At 72.4% G+C, this 17,225-nt stretch carries 12 protein-coding genes and 1 pseudogene; 6 read left to right on the forward strand and 7 right to left on the reverse strand.

The genetic code is table 11. The features are described 5' to 3' along the window. The first annotated feature begins 32 nt into the window (after positions 1 to 32). On the forward strand, positions 33 to 821 hold the full coding sequence (locus tag ACIQJT_RS10460) for a DUF427 domain-containing protein (RefSeq protein WP_402641845.1): 789 nt from the start codon (positions 33 to 35) through the stop codon (positions 819 to 821). Here ACIQJT_RS10460 and ACIQJT_RS10465 read toward each other — a convergent pair. Beyond that, positions 817 to 1,453 (reverse strand): annotated as a pseudogene (locus ACIQJT_RS10465) (DUF1684 domain-containing protein); the annotation flags it as partial. The gene ACIQJT_RS10460 and the pseudogene ACIQJT_RS10465 sit on opposite strands and share 5 nt — an antisense overlap. Before the next feature lie 160 nt (positions 1,454 to 1,613). Between ACIQJT_RS10465 and ACIQJT_RS10470 the strand changes: the two are divergent. The 3 genes from ACIQJT_RS10470 to ACIQJT_RS10480 all read left to right on the forward strand — a co-directional run bounded on the left by ACIQJT_RS10470 (position 1,614) and on the right by ACIQJT_RS10480 (position 8,056). Next, positions 1,614 to 4,991 carry a pyruvate carboxylase gene (locus ACIQJT_RS10470; protein WP_402641847.1) on the forward strand — a complete coding sequence of 1,126 codons (3,378 nt, stop codon included), beginning with the start codon at positions 1,614 to 1,616 and terminating at the stop codon, positions 4,989 to 4,991. Between the two features lie 36 nt (positions 4,992 to 5,027). Beyond that, positions 5,028 to 6,473, forward strand: coding sequence for an alpha-amylase (locus ACIQJT_RS10475; RefSeq protein ID WP_402641850.1), 1,446 nt, complete (start codon positions 5,028 to 5,030; stop codon positions 6,471 to 6,473). 107 nt (positions 6,474 to 6,580) lie between these two features. Continuing rightward, entirely contained in the window at positions 6,581 to 8,056 is a 1,476-nt protein-coding gene (locus ACIQJT_RS10480; protein ID WP_402641853.1) for an MFS transporter, read from the forward strand. Here the strand turns inward: ACIQJT_RS10480 and ACIQJT_RS10485 are convergent. The 4 genes from ACIQJT_RS10485 to ACIQJT_RS10500 all read right to left on the reverse strand — a co-directional run bounded on the left by ACIQJT_RS10485 (position 8,031) and on the right by ACIQJT_RS10500 (position 12,199). After that, positions 8,031 to 8,801 carry a LuxR C-terminal-related transcriptional regulator gene (locus ACIQJT_RS10485; protein ID WP_365448815.1) on the reverse strand — a complete coding sequence of 257 codons (771 nt, stop codon included), beginning with the start codon at positions 8,799 to 8,801 and terminating at the stop codon, positions 8,031 to 8,033. The two genes, ACIQJT_RS10480 and ACIQJT_RS10485, sit on opposite strands and share 26 nt — an antisense overlap. Positions 8,802 to 9,193: 392 nt before the next feature. Continuing rightward, entirely contained in the window at positions 9,194 to 10,786 is a 1,593-nt protein-coding gene (locus tag ACIQJT_RS10490) for an NlpC/P60 family protein (protein ID WP_402641856.1), read from the reverse strand. A 134-nt stretch (positions 10,787 to 10,920) separates the two neighbouring features. Continuing rightward, entirely contained in the window at positions 10,921 to 11,976 is a 1,056-nt protein-coding gene (locus ACIQJT_RS10495; protein ID WP_402641859.1) for an NAD-dependent epimerase/dehydratase family protein, read from the reverse strand. Positions 11,977 to 12,064: 88 nt separating this feature from the next. Further along, complete coding sequence (locus ACIQJT_RS10500) at positions 12,065 to 12,199, reverse strand: hypothetical protein (RefSeq protein ID WP_402641862.1); 135 nt, start codon at positions 12,197 to 12,199, stop codon at positions 12,065 to 12,067. A 417-nt stretch (positions 12,200 to 12,616) separates the two neighbouring features. Here ACIQJT_RS10500 and ACIQJT_RS10505 point away from each other — a divergent pair, with 417 nt between their 5' ends. Then, on the forward strand, positions 12,617 to 13,468 hold the full coding sequence (locus ACIQJT_RS10505; protein WP_402642598.1) for a fructosamine kinase family protein: 852 nt from the start codon (positions 12,617 to 12,619) through the stop codon (positions 13,466 to 13,468). A 231-nt stretch (positions 13,469 to 13,699) separates the two neighbouring features. Here ACIQJT_RS10505 and ACIQJT_RS10510 read toward each other — a convergent pair whose 3' ends face one another. Further along, positions 13,700 to 15,871: a hypothetical protein gene (locus tag ACIQJT_RS10510; protein ID WP_402641865.1), complete on the reverse strand. Its 2,172-nt coding sequence runs from the start codon at positions 15,869 to 15,871 to the stop codon at positions 13,700 to 13,702. A 75-nt stretch (positions 15,872 to 15,946) separates the two neighbouring features. Continuing rightward, positions 15,947 to 16,330 carry a DUF5997 family protein gene (locus ACIQJT_RS10515; RefSeq protein ID WP_402641869.1) on the reverse strand — a complete coding sequence of 128 codons (384 nt, stop codon included), beginning with the start codon at positions 16,328 to 16,330 and terminating at the stop codon, positions 15,947 to 15,949. Positions 16,331 to 16,388: 58 nt separating this feature from the next. Between ACIQJT_RS10515 and ACIQJT_RS10520 the strand changes: the two genes are divergently transcribed. After that, entirely contained in the window at positions 16,389 to 17,192 is an 804-nt protein-coding gene (locus tag ACIQJT_RS10520) for a LysR substrate-binding domain-containing protein (protein WP_402641872.1), read from the forward strand. The last annotated feature ends 33 nt before the right edge of the window (positions 17,193 to 17,225 follow it).

Genomic DNA, 17,225 nt, shown 5'->3' on the forward strand with positions numbered 1-17,225 from the left:
AACCGCCCCAAGAGGTGAAGGGAGAGACGCTCATGAGCACGTTCCCCACCGCACGCGAGGTACGGACCACCCCGGAAGGGCTGCTGTGGGAGCCCAGCGAGCGCTGGGTGCGCGGCCGCAAGGGGAACGTCACGGTCGTCGACAGCCGGCACCCCGTCCTCGTCTGGGAGCCGGACGTCCCCGTCCCGCTGTACGCCTTCCCGCGCACCGACGTCCGCGAGGACCTGCTGCGCCCCGCGAGGAACCCGGCGACCGGCACCCACACCGGATCACAGGTCTTCTACGACCTGGAGGCCGACGGCGAGCTCGTCGAGAACGCCGCCTGGACCTTCCCGGCCGCCGATCTCGCCGACCACATCGCCTTCGCGTGGTTCCGGCGCCGGGGGACCGGCCTCGACCACTGGTACGAGGAGGAGGAAGAGATCTTCATCCACCCCCGTGACCCGCACAAACGCGTCGACGCCATGCCCAGCAGCCGCCACGTCCAGGTCGAGATCGACGGGACGCTCGTCGCCGACACCCGCCGGCCCGTCCTGCTCTTCGAGACCGGCCTGCCCACCCGCTACTACATCCCGCGCGAGGACGTCCGCCGCGACCTCCTCGACGCCACCGACCACCACACCGGCTGCCCCTACAAGGGCACCGCAGAGTACTGGTCGGTGGGTGCCCACAAGGACATCGTCTGGAGCTACCCCGACCCGCTCCCCGCCGTGGGCGCCGTCAAGGGACTCCTCGCCTTCTACAACGAGGCCGTCGACATCACCGTGGACGGGGAGCGCCTGGACCGTCCGGTGACCCCGTTCACCGGAACCGTGCGGTGATCAGGGCCGCCAAGGCGCAGGGCAGGTTCCCCGCGCGGTTGAAGTCGATCCTGACCCGGCCGCAGCACCATCAGGGCGCCGGGGCCCCGCCCGTTGAACGCGGTGAGCCGGTGCCGTGCGCCCTCCAGCTCGAACTCGACCTGCCCGGGCGAGTCGTAGACGTGCTCCAGCCCCTCCACGGCGGCCCTCACGGTCACCGGGCGGGGCTCCTCGTACGGCAGGAGACGGCCCTCGACCACCCAGCGCGGGTCCGGCGCGTAGGCGGGCGTGTACGTGAAGGCCGTACGCAGGGCGCTGTCGGGGTGGCGGGGGCGCAGGATGTCGTTGCCGCCCCGCTTGGCGATCTCCCGGCGTGCCTCGCCCCAGTCGGCGTACACGCTGTCCCGCTCGGCGATCACTCCGAAGGAGTACCGGCCCCGCACGACCTGCCCGTCGACGGTCAGCTCCGCACCCTCGTCCAGCTCGACCACCACCCCTTCGGCGCCGGCCGACCAGGCGCCGGGGGCGTCCTCGAAGCGGCTCGGCTCCGGGGTCAGCCAGTGCAGGCCGGTGATCGCGAGGAATCCGTGCGGTCCGGAGAGCGCCGCCTCCCTCTGCCGGTGCCACTCCTCCCACTCCTGAACGAAGCCCATGTCCACTCCCGGGTACGGCGGCGTCCTGTCCTCGGCGAAAACCGCCGTACCTGCGTGAATCATCCCCAAACCGTCCGCGACACGTGACCTGACTCTCATGGCCACCGGCCGCCTTTGCCGAGACCATGGGGGCGTCACCGGCAGGCCGAAGGGAACGGGAATGCTCCGCAAGGTACTGGTCGCCAACCGTGGTGAGATCGCGATCCGGGCGTTTCGCGCCGGTTATGAGGTGGGCGCGCGGACGGTCGCCGTCTTCCCCCACGAGGACCGCAACTCACTGCACCGACTCAAAGCCGACGAGGCCTACGAGATCGGCGAACCGGGCCATCCCGTGCGGGCCTACCTCTCCGTCGACGAGATCATCCGCGCCGCCCGCCAGGCCGGCGCCGACGCCGTCTACCCCGGCTACGGCTTCCTCTCCGAGAACCCCGAGCTGGCGCGGGCCTGCGAGGAGGCGGGCATCACCTTCGTCGGCCCCAGCGCCGACATCCTCGAACTGACCGGCAACAAGGCCCGCGCGGTCGCCGCCGCCCGCGCCGCCGGCGTACCGGTCCTCGGCTCCTCGGCGCCCTCCGACGACGTGGACGAGCTGGTCAGGGCCGCCGGTGACATCGGCTTCCCTGTGTTCGTGAAGGCCGTCGCCGGTGGCGGCGGGCGCGGCATGCGCCGGGTCGAGGACCCCGTCCAGCTCCGCGAGTCCATCGAGGCCGCGGCACGTGAGGCGGCCTCCGCGTTCGGCGACTCGACCGTCTTCCTGGAGAAGGCCGTCGTCGAGCCCCGCCACATCGAGGTGCAGATCCTCGCCGACGGCGAGGGCAACGTCATCCACCTCTACGAGCGGGACTGCTCGGTGCAGCGCCGCCATCAGAAGGTCATCGAGCTCGCCCCCGCGCCCAACCTCGACCCGGAGCTGCGCGACCGGATCTGCGCCGACGCCGTGCGCTTCGCCCGCGAGATCGGCTACCGCAACGCGGGCACCGTCGAGTTCCTCCTCGACCGGGACGGCAACCACGTCTTCATCGAGATGAACCCGCGCATCCAGGTCGAGCACACGGTCACCGAGGAGGTCACCGACGTCGACCTCGTCCAGGCCCAGTTGCGCATCGCCGCCGGCGCCACCCTCGCCGACCTCGGACTCTCCCAGGAGACGGTCCGGCTCCACGGCGCCGCCCTCCAGTGCCGCATCACCACCGAGGACCCCGCCAACGGCTTCCGCCCGGACACCGGCCGCATCAGCGCGTACCGCTCACCCGGCGGCTCCGGCATCCGCCTCGACGGCGGCACCACCCACGCCGGTACCGAGATCAGCGCCCACTTCGACTCGATGCTCGTCAAACTGTCCTGCCGGGGACGGGACTTCACCACCGCGGTCAACCGGGCCCGGCGTGCCGTCGCCGAGTTCCGCATCCGCGGGGTGGCCACCAACATCCCGTTCCTCCAGGCGGTGCTGGACGACCCGGACTTCCAGGCGGGCAACGTCACCACGTCGTTCATCGAGCAGCGCCCCCACCTGCTGACGGCCCGTCAGTCCGCCGACCGCGGCACGAAGCTGCTCACCTACCTGGCCGACGTGACGGTCAACAAGCCGCACGGCGAGCGGCCCGAGCTGATCGACCCGGTCTCCAAGCTGCCGCGCGTCGACACGACCCTGGAGCCGGCCGCGGGCTCCAGGCAGAAGCTCACCGAGCTGGGCCCCGAGGGCTTCGCCCGGTGGCTGCGCGAGTCGCCGACCATCGGCGTCACCGACACCACCTTCCGCGACGCCCACCAGTCCCTGCTGGCCACCCGGGTCCGCACCAAGGACATGCTCGCCGTGGCCCCCGCGGTCGCCCGCACCCTGCCCGAACTGCTCTCCCTGGAGTGCTGGGGCGGCGCCACCTACGACGTGGCCCTGCGCTTCCTCGCCGAGGACCCCTGGGAGCGGCTGGCCGCCCTGCGCGAGGCCGTGCCCAACATCTGCCTCCAGATGCTGCTGCGCGGCCGCAACACCGTCGGCTACACCCCGTACCCGACCGAGGTGACCGATGCCTTCGTGCAGGAGGCCGCCGAGACCGGCATCGACATCTTCCGTATCTTCGACGCCCTCAACGACGTCAGCCAGATGCGCCCCGCCATCGACGCCGTACGCGCCACCGGCACCTCGATCGCCGAGGTCGCCCTCTGCTACACCTCCGACCTGTCGGACCCGAACGAACGCCTGTACACGCTCGACTACTACCTGCGCCTCGCCGAGCAGATCGTCGACGCGGGCGCCCACGTCCTGGCCGTCAAAGACATGGCGGGCCTGCTCCGGGCCCCCGCCGCGGCCAAGCTCGTCTCGGCGCTGCGCCGGGAGTTCGACCTGCCGGTGCACATCCACACCCACGACACCGCGGGCGGCCAGCTCGCCACCTACCTGGCCGCGATCCAGGCGGGCGCCGACGCGGTCGACGGTGCCGTGGCCTCCATGGCCGGCACCACCTCGCAGCCCTCCCTCTCGGCGATCGTCGCCGCGACCGACCACTCCGACCGGCCCACCGGTCTCGACCTGCGGGCGGTCGGCGACCTGGAGCCCTACTGGGAGAGCGTCCGCCGCGTGTACGCCCCCTTCGAGGCGGGCCTCGCCTCCCCGACCGGGCGCGTCTACGACCACGAGATCCCCGGCGGCCAGCTCTCCAACCTGCGCACCCAGGCCGTCGCGCTCGGCCTCGGCGACCGGTTCGAGGACATCGAGGCGATGTACGCGGCCGCCGACCGCATCCTCGGCCACCTGGTCAAGGTCACCCCGTCGTCCAAGGTGGTCGGCGACCTGGCCCTGCACCTGGTCGGGGCCGGGGTGACGCCGAAGGAGTTCGAGGAGACCCCGGACCGCTTCGACATCCCCGACTCGGTGATCGGCTTCCTGCGCGGCGAACTCGGCACCCCGCCCGGCGGCTGGCCCGAGCCCTTCCGCAGCAAGGCGCTCCAGGGCCGCGCCGACGCCAAGCCGGTCCAGGAACTGGACGCCGAGGACCGCACCGGACTGGAGAAGGACCGCCGCTCGACTCTCAACCGGCTCCTGTTCCCCGGCCCGACCCGCGAGTTCGAGGCCCACCGCCAGTCCTACGGCGACACCAGCCTCCTCGACAGCAAGGACTTCTTCTACGGCCTGCGCCCGGGCAAGGAGTACGCCGTCGACCTGGAACCCGGCGTGCGGCTCCTCATCGCCCTGGAGGCCATCGGCGAGGCCGACGAGCGGGGCATGCGCACGGTGATGTCCACGCTCAACGGCCAGCTGCGGCCCATCCAGATCCGCGATGCCGCCGTCTCCTCGGCCATCCCGGCCACCGAGAAGGCCGACCGTTCCAACACCGGCCACGTCGCCGCCCCGTTCGCCGGAGTGGTCACGCTCGCGGTCTCCGAGGGCGACGAGGTGGCGGCCGGGGCCACCGTCGCCACCATCGAGGCCATGAAGATGGAGGCCTCCATCACCGCCGCGAGGGCCGGCCGGGTCTCCCACCTCGCCATCAACAGGATCCAGCAGGTGGAGGGCGGTGACCTGCTGGTCGAGATCGCCTGAGCCGTCGACCTGGCGGTGACGGGGAGGAGCCCAGCCGTGACAGTGATCCACGAGATCAACACCCTTGTCTGGTTGGACGGGTTGAGCCGCAGCTACGACCGCCCCGTCACCCTGGGTGACGTGCCCGGCGAGGTCTGGGACCGCGTCGCACCGCCCGGCGTCGACACCGTGTGGCTGATGGGCGTGTGGGAACGCAGCCCGGCCGGACGTGAGATCGCCCTGCGCGACCGGGGCCTCATGGACTCCTTCCGTGCGGCCCTGCCCGACCTGACCGAGGCGGACATCGCCGGATCGCCGTACTGCGTGCGCGACTACGTCGTGGACGCCTCCCTCGGCGGCCCCGACGGACTGGCCGCCGCCCGCGCCCAACTGGCGGCCCGGGAAGTGCGGTTGCTCCTCGACCACGTCCCCAACCACGTGGCCCCCGACCACCCCTGGCTCACCTCGGACCCCGACCGCCTGGTCCGGGGCACCACCGACGACCTGGCCCGGGCGCCTGCCGACTTCATCGAGACCGGGGCAGGGGTCTACGCCCGCGGCCGCGACCCCTACTTCCCGCCCTGGCCCGACGTCGTGCAGCTCGACGCCTTCAGCGACGCCCTGCGGGAGGCGACCGTCGCGACCCTCGTCGCCATCGGCGACCAGGCCGACGGCGTGCGCTGCGACATGGCCATGCTGATGATGAACGACGTCTTCGGAAGGACCTGGGGAGACCGCGCGGGCAGGGCCCCCGCCGAGGACTTCTGGCCGTACGTCATCCCACGCGTCCGGGCCCGCCACCCCGGCCTCCTCTTCGTCGCCGAGGCCTACTGGGACCTCGAACACGCCCTCCGGCAGCAGGGCTTCGACCACTGCTACGACAAGCGTCTCTACGACCGCCTCCTGCACGAGGACGCCGGCTCCGTCCGCGCCCACCTCGAAGCGGACCTCGCCCACCAGCACGGCCTCGTCCGCTTCCTGGAGAACCACGACGAACCCCGGGCCGCCGCCGTCCTGCCCGGCGACCGGGGACGGGCGGCTGCCGTGGCCGTCGCGACCCTGCCCGGCGCCACGCTCTGGCACGAGGGCCAGTTCGACGGCCGCCGGGTACGGCCCCCGGTGTTCCTGAGGCGCAGGCCGCAGGAACCCGTCGACGAGCCCCTGCGCGACTTCTACGCCCGGCTGCTGCCCGCCGCGGCCTCCGTACGCCGGGGCGAGTGGCGGTTCCTGACCCCGCGGGGCCTCCCGGACGACGACACCCACCACCACCTGCTCGCCTGGACCTGGACGCACGCCGACGCCCGCCACCTCGTCGTCGTCAACGACTCCGGCCGTCCGGCCCGGGCGCGGCTGCCCCTGCCGTGGGAGGACCTCGGGGGCCGTGCGTGCCGGGCCACCGACCTGCTCACCGGGGCGGTGTACGACCGTGACGGAGACGAACTGACCGGCTCCGGTCTGTTCGTGGCCCTGGCGCCCTGGGGGTGCCACCTCCTCCGGTGGTGACGGACGCGGCGAAGGCGTACCGTCGAACGGAGATTATGAGCACCGACCCGCAGGCGAGTTCTGCACCACGGACCACTCCACCGGACTCCGGCGGGGGCGGAAACGCCATGGCTCTGCTGGTCATCGCGTCCTGCCAGCTCATGGTGGTGCTCGACATCACCATCGTGAACATCGCGCTCCCGGACATCCAGCGCTCCCTGGACTTCTCCACCACCAGCCTGGCCTGGGTGGTCAACGCGTACACCCTCACCTTCGGGGGGCTGCTGCTGCTCGGCGGCCGGACCGGAGACATCCTCGGCAGACGCCGTATGTTCGTCGTGGGCGTGCTGCTGTTCGTGCTCGCCTCCCTGCTCGGCGGGCTCGCCCAGAACGAGGGCCAACTCCTCGCCGCGCGCGCCCTCCAGGGCGTCGGCGGCGCCATCGCCTCCCCGACCGCGCTCTCCCTGGTCAGCACGACCTTCCGCGAAGGCCCCGAACGCAACCGGGCCTTCGGTGTCTTCGCCGCGGTGTCGGCCGGCGGCGGCGCGATCGGACTGCTGGCCGGCGGAGTCCTCGTCGAGTGGCTGAACTGGCGGTGGGTGCTGTTCGTCAACGTCCCCATCGGACTGCTCATCGCGCTCGCCACGCCCCGCTTCATCCGCGAGTCGGAGCGGCACCCCGGACACTTCGACATCACCGGGGCGCTGACCGCCACCGCGGGCATGGTGCTGCTGGTGTACGGCTTCATCCGGGCCGCCCAGGAAGGCTGGCGGGACGCCCTCACCCTGGCCTCGTTCGCCGCCGCGGTGGTCTTCCTCGTGGTGTTCGTGCTGGTCGAGAAGCGGTCCCGGCAGCCGATCACCCCGCTGCACATGTTCGCCGACCGCAACCGCGCGGGCACCTACGGCATCATGCTCTGCCTGGCGGCCGCCATCTTCGGCATGTTCTTCTTCCTGACGCTCTTCGTGCAGAACGTCCTGGACTTCAGCCCCTTGGCGACCGGGTTCGCGTTCCTCCCGGTCAGCGCCGTCATCGCGATCGGTGCGGGCCTCGCCTCGCGGTTCCTGCCCGTCTACGGGCCCAAGCCCTTCATGGTGGGCGGCGCGATCCTCGCGGCGGCCGGCCTCGCCTGGCTGACCCTGACCGACGTGCACTCCACCTACGCGGGCAGTGTGCTCGGGCCGATGCTCGTGTTCAGCCTCGGCATGGGCATGGAGTTCGTGTCGCTGACCCTGATGGCGCTGTCCAACGTGCCCACCCAGGAGACCGGCGCGGCCTCCGGGCTCCTCAACGCCACCCAGCAGGTGGGCGGTTCGCTCGGACTGTCCATCCTGGTCACCATGTTCGGCACGGCCAGCGCCAACGAGGCGGAGAAGCAGGTCCCGCGCTTCCTCGCCCAGGCGACCCCGGCCGAGCGCAGGCTCTTCGCCCGCACCGGCGAACTCCCGGGCTCCTGGGGCGACGAGGTCCTGACCGCGGGTGTCTCGGCCGCCTTCGTCGTCGCCGCGATCTTCACGGTGCTCGCCGCCCTCATCGCCGTCGTCGTCATCCAGGTCCGCCCCTCCGACCTGGAACGCCTCAAGGGCGGGCCCCCGGTGCCGTAGGGACCAGGCCGAGCCGCTGGGCGTGCAGCACCGTGCTGACGCGGTCGTGCGTGCCGAGCTTGCGGTAGATGTTCGCGATGTGCTTGTGGACCGTGCGCTCGGATATCCCGAGCCTGCGGCCGATCGAGACGGCCGTCAGTGCGTCGCCGAGCAGGAGCAGCACCGTCGTCTCCCGGGGGGTGAGCGCCAGGTCGGCCGCCTCCTCGGAAGGAACGTTCAGCCGCCGCAGGAGCTGGCGCTGCTGCTCGACCGCGGCCAGCAGCGGCTGCACCTGCTCGGCCAGCCGCAGCTCGTCGTCGGTGAAGTCCCGCCCGGAGCGGTACACCATGCACCCGGTGACGGGGGTGGTCGACTGCGGCAGCGGGATCCCCAGGACGTGGTCGACGTCCAGGAGGTCGTCGAGCAGTCGCGCGGTCGGGCTTGCGCACCAGGAACGGCCCGCCACCCGGCGCGCGGTGACCGGCGCCCGGTCCGGTCCGCCCGCGTAGTGCCCGGCCAACGGGTAACCCGCACGCAGCAGTCCCGTCTCCTCGTCGCCGAGCGAGGTGAACTCGGCGTCCGCCCCGGGGGAGAGCCCGAGCGTGCCCTCGTTCTCGTTCCAGTCGTCCAGCTTGTAGATCAGGGCGTCACCGCCGCACACGGCCGGTAGTTCGGCCGCCAGCAGCGGCCACAGCCGCTCAGGGTCGCGTTCGTGGAGCGCGGCCACGGCGACCGACAGCATCCGCTCATACGCAGTTGTACCCATACCGGCCCAGTACCTCGCTGACCCACACTTCATCCGAGCAACATCGACGTTCTCGCATGTACTCCAGCACATCGAAGCTCCGGCGGGCCGCAGTGGGGGAGGGCGGTCCGCCGGATACGCCCGTCCTCGCGGGGACGGCCGCGCCGGCCGCGACTCGTGCGGGCCGCCGGCGCGGGGGACCGGCGGCCCGCACGGGCCCTGCCCCACCGGTCGGACACCTCCAGGCCCGGGTCCGGTGCCGGGTTGAACACCGGGTGGTGGCCCTCCGGCGCGCGGGACAGTGGCGGGCCCAGGCTTCTCTCACCCCCGGCCGCCGGCTGCGGCGCGCCGACGGTCACCGGTCGGCCGTCGAGCCTGACGGCCCACCCGTCGCACCGCGATCGCGTGACGGGTCAGGCGGGCCGAATCGCGCCGCGGATGATCGACTCGCCGGTCGGGTAGATCGACTCCTCGCGGATGGACGCCCCCGGGCCCGGGGCGTGGATCATCATGCCGTTGCCGGTGCACAGGCCCACATGGCTGAAGTCGTCGTGGAAGAAGACCAGGTCGCCGGGTTGCATCGCGTACAGCGGTACGGCCGTGCCGGCGCTCGCCTGACCGAGCGAGGTGCGGGGGAGGGACACACCGGCGACTCTCCAGGCGGCCTGGGTGAGACCGGAGTTGTCGTACGACCCCGGGCCCGCCGCGCCCCAGACGCAGGGCTTGCCGATCTGGGAACGGGCGAAGGCGAGCACCTGGATGACCTTCGAGTCGTAACCGGAGTCGGGGGTGGGGAGGGCCGGGGCCGCGGTCAGCGGAGCAACCGCGGGGGCCGGGGTGGGCTGGGGCGACTGCCAGGAGGACGGTTCCGCGGTGCGGGGGGCGGGTATCGCCGGGATGCCCTGGGTGGTGTCGAACGGCGGCGGCGCGATCGCTGCGAGGGGGGCGGTGAGGGCGGAGTACTCCGGGTACTCCGGCTGTTCCGCGGGCGTTCGCGCGAGGTACTCGGGGAGATCCGCGGTGGTCTGCGCGGGGTACTCGGGGAAACCCGTGGCGGCGGGTGTGGCGTACTCCGGCTGCCCGGTGCCGAGTTGACCGCCGTAGTCCGCGAAGCCGGTGGTGGTCGACGCGGTGTACTGAGCCGGGACGGTGCTGAACTGGCCCGTGTCGCCGAGGAGTCCCGTGCCGGTCTGCGGGCCGTACTCGGGGAATGCGGTGCTCGCGGGCGCGGTGTACTCCGGGAAACCGGTCTCGGGGTACGTCGGCATCGCGGTGCCGGACAACGGGGTGAACTCGGCTGCACCGCTGACGAGTTGCGGTCCGTGGTCGACGGCGGCGGCGACGGGCTGCGCGGTGTACTCCGGCACCCCGGTGACGACCCGCGAGGTGCCCAGGGCGGGGATCTCGCCGGTGCCGGTGAGGCTCTGCGGGGTCGGTTCCGGTGCCCATGAGGGCGACTGGGCCGGAGCGGCGGTGAGGGCGGCGGCCGGTGCGGGTGCGGGGGCGCTCGGGAGGGCGAGCACGGGTCTCGCGGCCGGCAGGGGCCGTTCGGCGGGCTTCGGGGCGCGTGCCGTGGGGGTGTCCGCCGGGCCTCGGCGCTTCGGCTCGGCGCGGCGGTTGGCGACGCGGTCGGCGGGCAGGGACGCCTCGACCGTGGGCCCCAGCTTCGCGCGGGCCGTGCCGTACCACTGCCTGGCGAGGTCGTCGAGGGCGGGATCGCCGCCCTGCCTGCTCCCGCCGCCGACCGGGGAACCGCCGCGGCCGCGGGTGCTCGACGCCGTTCCGGCCTTGCGCGTGGCGTTGTAGGTGCCGGAGTCGTTCTCGGCCCGGTCGTAGAGGTTGGTGACCCGTCGGCTCACCTCGTCAGGGCTCGGACCTTCGTCCGCCGCCGCGTTGCCGGCCTGCGAGAGGAGGGCCGCGGAGGCCATGGCGGCCGTCGCGAGGGCGGAGTTGCGCTTGGCGGGGAGGCTGAACCCTCCATCGCGCGATGTTCGATCCGGCGCCATGAAAGTCATGCCCCTTCCGTCGTGCTGCTGGCCGTCAACTTAGCCAACTTGTGAGGCTCGCGTGAAGATTGAAGTGTGAAAAGCGTGAGATGTAACTGTGACCTTCGTCGCGTACAGGCAGCCGCCGGTGCCGGTCAGCCCCGACCCCGCTGCGCGCGCCACGCCTCGTAGTGGTCGAGGACCGTCTCCTCGATCGGCCGGTAGGAGATGCCCAGTTCGCGCACACTGCGGCTGTTGTCCACGCGGAACCGGATGCCGAGGTGCTTGCGGATGTAGTCCTGGGTGAGTCCGAACGCGGGGCCCAGGACGCGCACGGGCCAGTGGGGGAGCGCGGTGCGCGGGATGCGCGGGTCGCGGGGGTGGCGGGTGCGGATGATGCGGGACATCTCGTGGAACGACGTCATCGTCTCCGCGGCCAGGATGTAACGGCCCTTCGCGTCCGGCCGCTCCGCCGCCGCGATGTGCGCGTCGGCCACGTCACGGACGTCGACCGTGGTGAAGCTGAAGTCCGGGGCGCCGTAGAAGAAGTAGCCCTTGAAGAGCTCCTCCAGGAGGAAGAGGCTGCCGGACTCGGAGGCGGGGGTGAGCGAAGGGCCCAGGACGAGGCCGGGGTTGAGGGACACCATGCGCCAGCGGTCCTGCGCGGCCTCCGCGTCCCAGGCCGCGCGCTCGGCGAGCGTCTTCGCGTAGTGGTACGGGTTGTTCTCCACCGTGCTGCTGGTGTTGAAGTACTTCTCCGACAGGGTGTGCCCGTCCATGTGCCGCACGTCCGCGTAGTCGCCGAAGATCGCGCCGACCGTGGAGGTGAGGACCAGCCGTTCCACGGACGGCGTCCGCTCGATGCCGGCCAGGACGTTGCGGGTGCCGGTCAGGGCCGGATCGACCATGTCCCGCCGGCCGTCCTTGATCTTCTCGGGCATGCGGAACGGCGAGGCCACGTGGAAGACCACACGGCAGCCCGTCATGGCCTCGTCGAAGGAGCGCTCCTTGAGGAGGTCCGCCTCGAACAGCGTGAGTGCGCCGGGGAACTCGTCCTGCATGTCCCGCAGCGGGCGCACCTTCGCCGGGTTCGCGAGACTGCGCACGGTGGCGTGCACCTCGTAGCCCCGCTCCAGCAGCCGCCGCACCAGATGACTGCCGACGAAACCGCTGCCACCGGTCACCAGGACCACGCCCGACTCCGCACCCATCCCACCGCTCCTCCGCCCAGGGGGTGACATTGAAGCACCGGTCCGACCCGACGGCCGGGACAGGGCCTGCCGACGGCCGCCGGTGCCGTCAGCGGCCGCCGCTCAGGACGCGGTCCGCCTCGGCCAGGGCGATCTCCTGCCGGGTGGGCGCCGGTCCGGTGAACCGGGGGTCCTTGCCGGGGGCGTCGGTGGGCGCGGCGCAGGAGTAGCCGTGTTCGCGCATACAGGCCGACCACGCGCGGAAGACCGCCTTGACGGGGGATCCGCCTGCGACTTCTGGTAGCTGACGACGTTGATCTCGCCGGCCAGTCGGTCGTTTCCCAGCGGCCGGTCACCCGCGAGCCGTGCGGTCGCCTGCCCCTGACAACCCCCCTGCACCGCGCGGCCGAGGTGTGCAAACTGCCCCGCGCCCTGGCCGGCCCCGCTGACAGCAGCTCATGACGGACCTGCCCGTGGACCGCTGCCGGAAGGGAGGCTGAGCGGGGGGAGCGAGGAGCCCCGCCCTCAGCACCCGCCCGAAGCACATGCCTGGGAGTCTTCCCGGAGGCTGTGCACGGGTCCGTCGGGCACACTGCTGCCGAGCGAGGACCGAATGACCGGGGAGGCGCGGGTGTACGACCGAGACGTGAGCCCGGGTGACATGAGCCCGGGTGCCGCGGCGGGGCGGCTCACCGGCCGCGCGGTGACGGACGAGCGTTCGCTGTCCGGCACGCAGGCCGAGGTGGACCTCGACGACGGCCGGACGGTGATGGTCAAACGCACCGACGGCCTCGAGGAGGCCCGCGCCGAGGCGGCGGGGCTCCGCTGGCTGGCCGAGGCCGGCACGGTCCGGGTGCCGACCGTGTACGGGCAGGACGGCCCCCTGCTGGTGACCGACCTGGTCGCACGAGGGCGGCCGAGCCGGGAGGCGGCGCTCGAACTGGGCCGGGGGCTGGCCGGGCTGCACCTCGCGGGGGCGCCCGCCTTCGGCTCGGCACCCCCCGGCGGACCCCGTCAGGCGTACATCGGGCGCGCGCCGATGCGGAACGGCGAAGGCACCGACTGGCCCGCGTGGTACGCCGAGCACCGGGTGCTGCCGTTTCTGCGGCGCGCGGTGGACGACGGCACGATCACGCTTCCGGAGGCCGAGGTGATCGAGCGGCTCTGCACCCGGCTGCCCGGTCTCGCGGGCCCCGCCGAGTCCCCGGCCCGGCTGCACGGCGACCTGTGGAACGGCAACGTGCTGTGGGGCGCCGACGGCCACGCCTGGCTGATCGACCCGGCCGCGCACGGCGGCCACCGCGAGACCGACCTCGCGATGCTCCACCTGTTCGGCTGCCCCCACCTGGACGAGGTGCTGCGAGGCTACGAGAGCGTGGCGCCGCTCGCCGACGGCTGGGCCGACCGCATCGGCCTGCACCAGATGTTCCCGCTGCTGGTGCACGCCGTGCTGTTCGGGCGGGGCTACGCGGAACAGGCGCTCAGCACGGCGAAGGCGGCCCTGGAACGGTGAGATGACCGGTCCGGGCCGCCTGCGCGCCCGACGTCGTCGACGAGGAGGGCGAAGGGACTGGGGCTTGGAGAAAGCCGGTTTGCAACCGGTGAGAAGGAAGCCCCTTCATGGCCTCGTGCGAGGACGTCGGGGGCGAGGAGAGCGGAAGGACTGGAGATCCAAGCCCCATGGGGGCTCATCGAAGTGGAGAAGGAAGCCCTTCCATGGCCTCGCCGGGACGAACGCTAGCAGTCACTCCGGGATCAAGTCGCGCAGGTTTTCCGGGGTGATGACGACCGAGTCCGGGTGCAGCCCCTCGGGGCGCTCCAGTCCGATGTACGTCACGGGCCCCTCCGGCACCGACTCGGGGTCCCAAGCCGCCACGTCCGTACCGCCGTTCGCCATGAGCGCGGTCAGGTACCCGACCGTGAGCTGCTCCCGCTCGACGACGGCCCGCAACAGTGTCGCCACCGACACCCGGTTGCCCTCGACCCGGTTGTACTCCGGATGCCCCTTCAGGTACAGGTGCAGCCACTTGGCGTGCCAACTCCCGTCCTGGCCACGGCGGAACGCCAGCGGCAGCGCCACCCGGCCGGGCCCGCGCAGCTCCGACTTCATCCGCACGGTACGCGCCTCGAAGGGCCGCCCCCGCTGCTCGCCGTCCCGCAGCATGAACCCGAAGAACGACTCCTCGGCCTCCTCGAACCTCTCCCCGGAGTAGATGTTGACCTGCGGCACGATGTACGTGCCCCGCACCGCCCCGAGCCGCAGGTTGATGAACTCCGAAGCGCCGTCGGGGGCGTCGGTGATGTCACCCGAGTGCTCGCCCTCCACCTCGCGGAGATTGGTGTAGGACAGCCACGACACCGTCTGGTAGTCGGCGTCCAGCAGCAGCGCCGACAGGTCGTAGTCGGTGACCCGCTGCGCCTGCTTCCAGTACACGAAGAACCGCAGCAGCTCCCCGTCCACCGGCGAGAGGGACCCACGGGGCAGCACACCGAGCCCGCCCGAGGTCGCCCGCCCGCTGAGCGGAAGCGCCACGTCGAGGACGTCGGGGCCGACCAACAGCCGCTCCGGGGAAGGGAGTCGGCGAGCGGTCTCCGCGTCCAGCACGGCGATCAGACGCCCGATCTCCCTCTCCGGCGCGGCCGAACGCGTGTCGTCGGCGACGTGCGCGCGGCCGAGACGGTTGACGAACACCCGCTTGCGGCCCGACTCCGCGGCCCGGTTCTGCAGATGCTCGCGCACCGACAGCACGACTCGTCCGGAGACCTCCGGGGCGACCTCCTCGACGGCGGCCAGCACGGCGTCCCGCTCCTCCGGCGTGCGCGCGGCGCGCAGCAGCCGGTCCAGCGAACGGAAGAGCTTGCCCGGCGCGGACCTGAGCAGCTCCACCGCCCCCGTGACGTCGCCCGCGCCGAACAGCGCCTCGACACGGGCGTCGAGGGTGTACGCCTTCATCTCGCCCCGGGCGACGGCGAACACCTCGGCGGCACGCGGCCACTGCGGGTACTCGTGCGGGTGCAGCCGCTCGCCGAGCCGCTTGAAGGCCTCACGGTGCGTGAGCACGTCGGCGAGCTTGGCCGGGGCCGCCGCCACAACCGCGTCGAGCCCCGCGAGCAACGCCCTGCGGACCGGTCGCGACAGCGCCCGGAACCGGGTCGGCTCCTGGAGGGACACATCGCCGCCCGACACCGCGCAGGCCAGCCGCAGCACATCGGTCACGTTGTCCAGGAGCAGGCCCGAACCCGCCCTCAGCCGGGCCTCGTTGACGACGGCACGGTTCTCCCGCACCGGGATCGCCGCCGGCTGGGGGCCGTCCGCGCAGTGCTCGGCGAGCACCCTGAGATCGGCCAGGTGCGCGTCCCCGAGCGGAGTGGTGCTGCCGGCCAGCGCCAGGTACAGGGCGGTGAGCTCGTCCTCCAGGGGGCCGCCCAGGTGCAGGACGGTCAGCCGGTCGCCGACCGCGGCCGTCAGCTCGTCGTGCGCGGCGAGCATCTCGTCGTAGGTGTGCCGGTAGTTGCCGTACGACGGCAGCGTCAGCAGGTTGATCACGCCGTTGCGGAGCTGGGCGAGGACGCCGGAGCGGGCCTTGCCGTCCTCCAGGGCCTCGCGCACGCAGCGCATCCAGAAGTCGAAGGTGTCCGGGACGTTCGCCGGGAAGTCCTTGAAGTAGACGTTGTGCCGCACATGGTCGCCGGTCATCTCACGGACGCCGGCGAGCGTGGACACGGCGGTGTCGACGACCGTGCTCCCGGACAGTCCCGACAACGTCCTCAGCGCGTCGGCCGACAGCTTGAAGCCGACGGACATCAGCGCGGCGTCGAACTGCCGCGCCGCGACGTCGCCCGCACCGGCGGGGCCCGCGGGGGCGGGCAGCCGGAGGCCATGCCGGACGACCAGGGATTCGAGACGGTGGACCATGCCGGAATGGTCGCAGAGGTGTTCGATCCGGCGCACGGGAGTTTTCGGGGGCCCGGACGCGTGCGGCCCCCGGGGTCAGGACTCCTGGTCCTGCTTCCTCTCCTTGAGGCGCGCCGCCTCCTTGCGGACCTCCGCCTGCGTGGCGCGCTCCTTCTCCAGCCACTCGGGCTTCTCGTCCCGCAGCGCCTCGATCTGCTCGGTGGTGAGCGGCTCGGTGACCCCGCCGCGCGCGAGGCCGGCGATCGAGACTCCCAGCCGGGCGGCGACGACCGGGCGGGGGTGCGGGCCGTTGCGTCGCAGCTCCTGCAACCACTGGGGCGGGTTCGCCTGGAGTTCGTTGAACTCGGCGCGCGAGACGACACCCTCCTGGAACTCGGCGGGGGTGGCAGGGAGGTACACACCCAGCTTCTTCGCCGCGGTGGCGGGCTTCATCGTCTGGGTGCTCTGGTGCGACTTCATGGAGTCCAGACTATCGGCCGCGCACGAGACCTCCGACCACAGTGGGTAACCTTGCCGCGTGACAGACTCGCCAGCTTCCCCCTCCTTCCGGCTCGCGTACGTCCCCGGGGTGACGCCCGCCAAGTGGGTGCGGATCTGGAACGAGCGCCTGCCGGACATCCCCCTGGAGCTCCTCCAGGTGACCGCCGCCGAGGCCTCCGACGTGTTGCGCGACGGGACCGCGGACGCGGGGTTCGTACGACTGCCGGTCGACCGTACGGTGTTCAGCGCGATCCCCCTCTACACCGAGACCACGGTCGTCGTGGTCCCCAAGGACCACGTGGTGACGGCGGCCGAGGAGGTCACCCTGGAGGACCTCGCCGACGAGGTCGTCCTCCATCCCCTCGACGACGTCATCGGCTGGGAGCAGCCGCCCGGCGAGCCGGCCTTCGAACGCCCGGCCACCACGGCGGACGCGATCGAGCTCGTGGCGGCGAACCTCGGCGTCCTGGTCGTGCCCCAGTCCCTGGCCCGCCTGCACCACCGCCGCGACCTCACCTACCGTCCGCTCGTCGACGCCCCGCAGTCCGGCGTCGCCCTGTCCTGGCGGGAGGACGCGACGACGGACATGGTCGAGGACTTCGTCGGCATCGTCCGGGGCCGTACCCCCAACAGCTCCCGGGGCCGCACCCAGCCGGAGCCGGAGCGCGGGCAACGCCCCGAGAAGGGCGCCGGCCGCAAGCCGGCGGGCGCCGGCAAGAGCGCCGCACGGGGGACCTCCGGCGCGGCGAAGGGCACGCGCGCGGGGTCCGGCCGGTCCGGTGGGGCCGGCGGGTCCAAGGGTGCGGGCGCCCGGCGGGGCAAGCCCAAGCGCAGGGGGTAGCCCGCACGGCAGCGGCCCAGGCGGTGCCCCGCC

This window comes from Streptomyces sp. NPDC091972 (genome assembly GCF_044756385.1).
In the GTDB taxonomy this organism is placed as follows: Bacteria; Actinomycetota; Actinomycetes; order Streptomycetales; family Streptomycetaceae; genus Streptomyces.

Coding starts and splice junctions, on each gene's coding strand:
- ACIQJT_RS10460 (WP_402641845.1), top strand. CDS start 33: ATGAGCACGTTCCCCACCGCACGCGAGGTACGGACCACCCCGGAAGGG.
- ACIQJT_RS10470 (WP_402641847.1), top strand. CDS start 1,614: ATGCTCCGCAAGGTACTGGTCGCCAACCGTGGTGAGATCGCGATCCGG.
- ACIQJT_RS10480 (WP_402641853.1), top strand. CDS start 6,581: ATGGCTCTGCTGGTCATCGCGTCCTGCCAGCTCATGGTGGTGCTCGAC.
- ACIQJT_RS10485 (WP_365448815.1), bottom strand. CDS start 8,801: ATGGGTACAACTGCGTATGAGCGGATGCTGTCGGTCGCCGTGGCCGCG.
- ACIQJT_RS10490 (WP_402641856.1), bottom strand. CDS start 10,786: ATGGCGCCGGATCGAACATCGCGCGATGGAGGGTTCAGCCTCCCCGCC.
- ACIQJT_RS10495 (WP_402641859.1), bottom strand. CDS start 11,976: ATGGGTGCGGAGTCGGGCGTGGTCCTGGTGACCGGTGGCAGCGGTTTC.
- ACIQJT_RS10500 (WP_402641862.1), bottom strand. CDS start 12,199: ATGCGCGAACACGGCTACTCCTGCGCCGCGCCCACCGACGCCCCCGGC.
- ACIQJT_RS10505 (WP_402642598.1), top strand. CDS start 12,617: ATGAGCCCGGGTGCCGCGGCGGGGCGGCTCACCGGCCGCGCGGTGACG.
- ACIQJT_RS10510 (WP_402641865.1), bottom strand. CDS start 15,871: ATGGTCCACCGTCTCGAATCCCTGGTCGTCCGGCATGGCCTCCGGCTG.
- ACIQJT_RS10515 (WP_402641869.1), bottom strand. CDS start 16,330: ATGAAGTCGCACCAGAGCACCCAGACGATGAAGCCCGCCACCGCGGCG.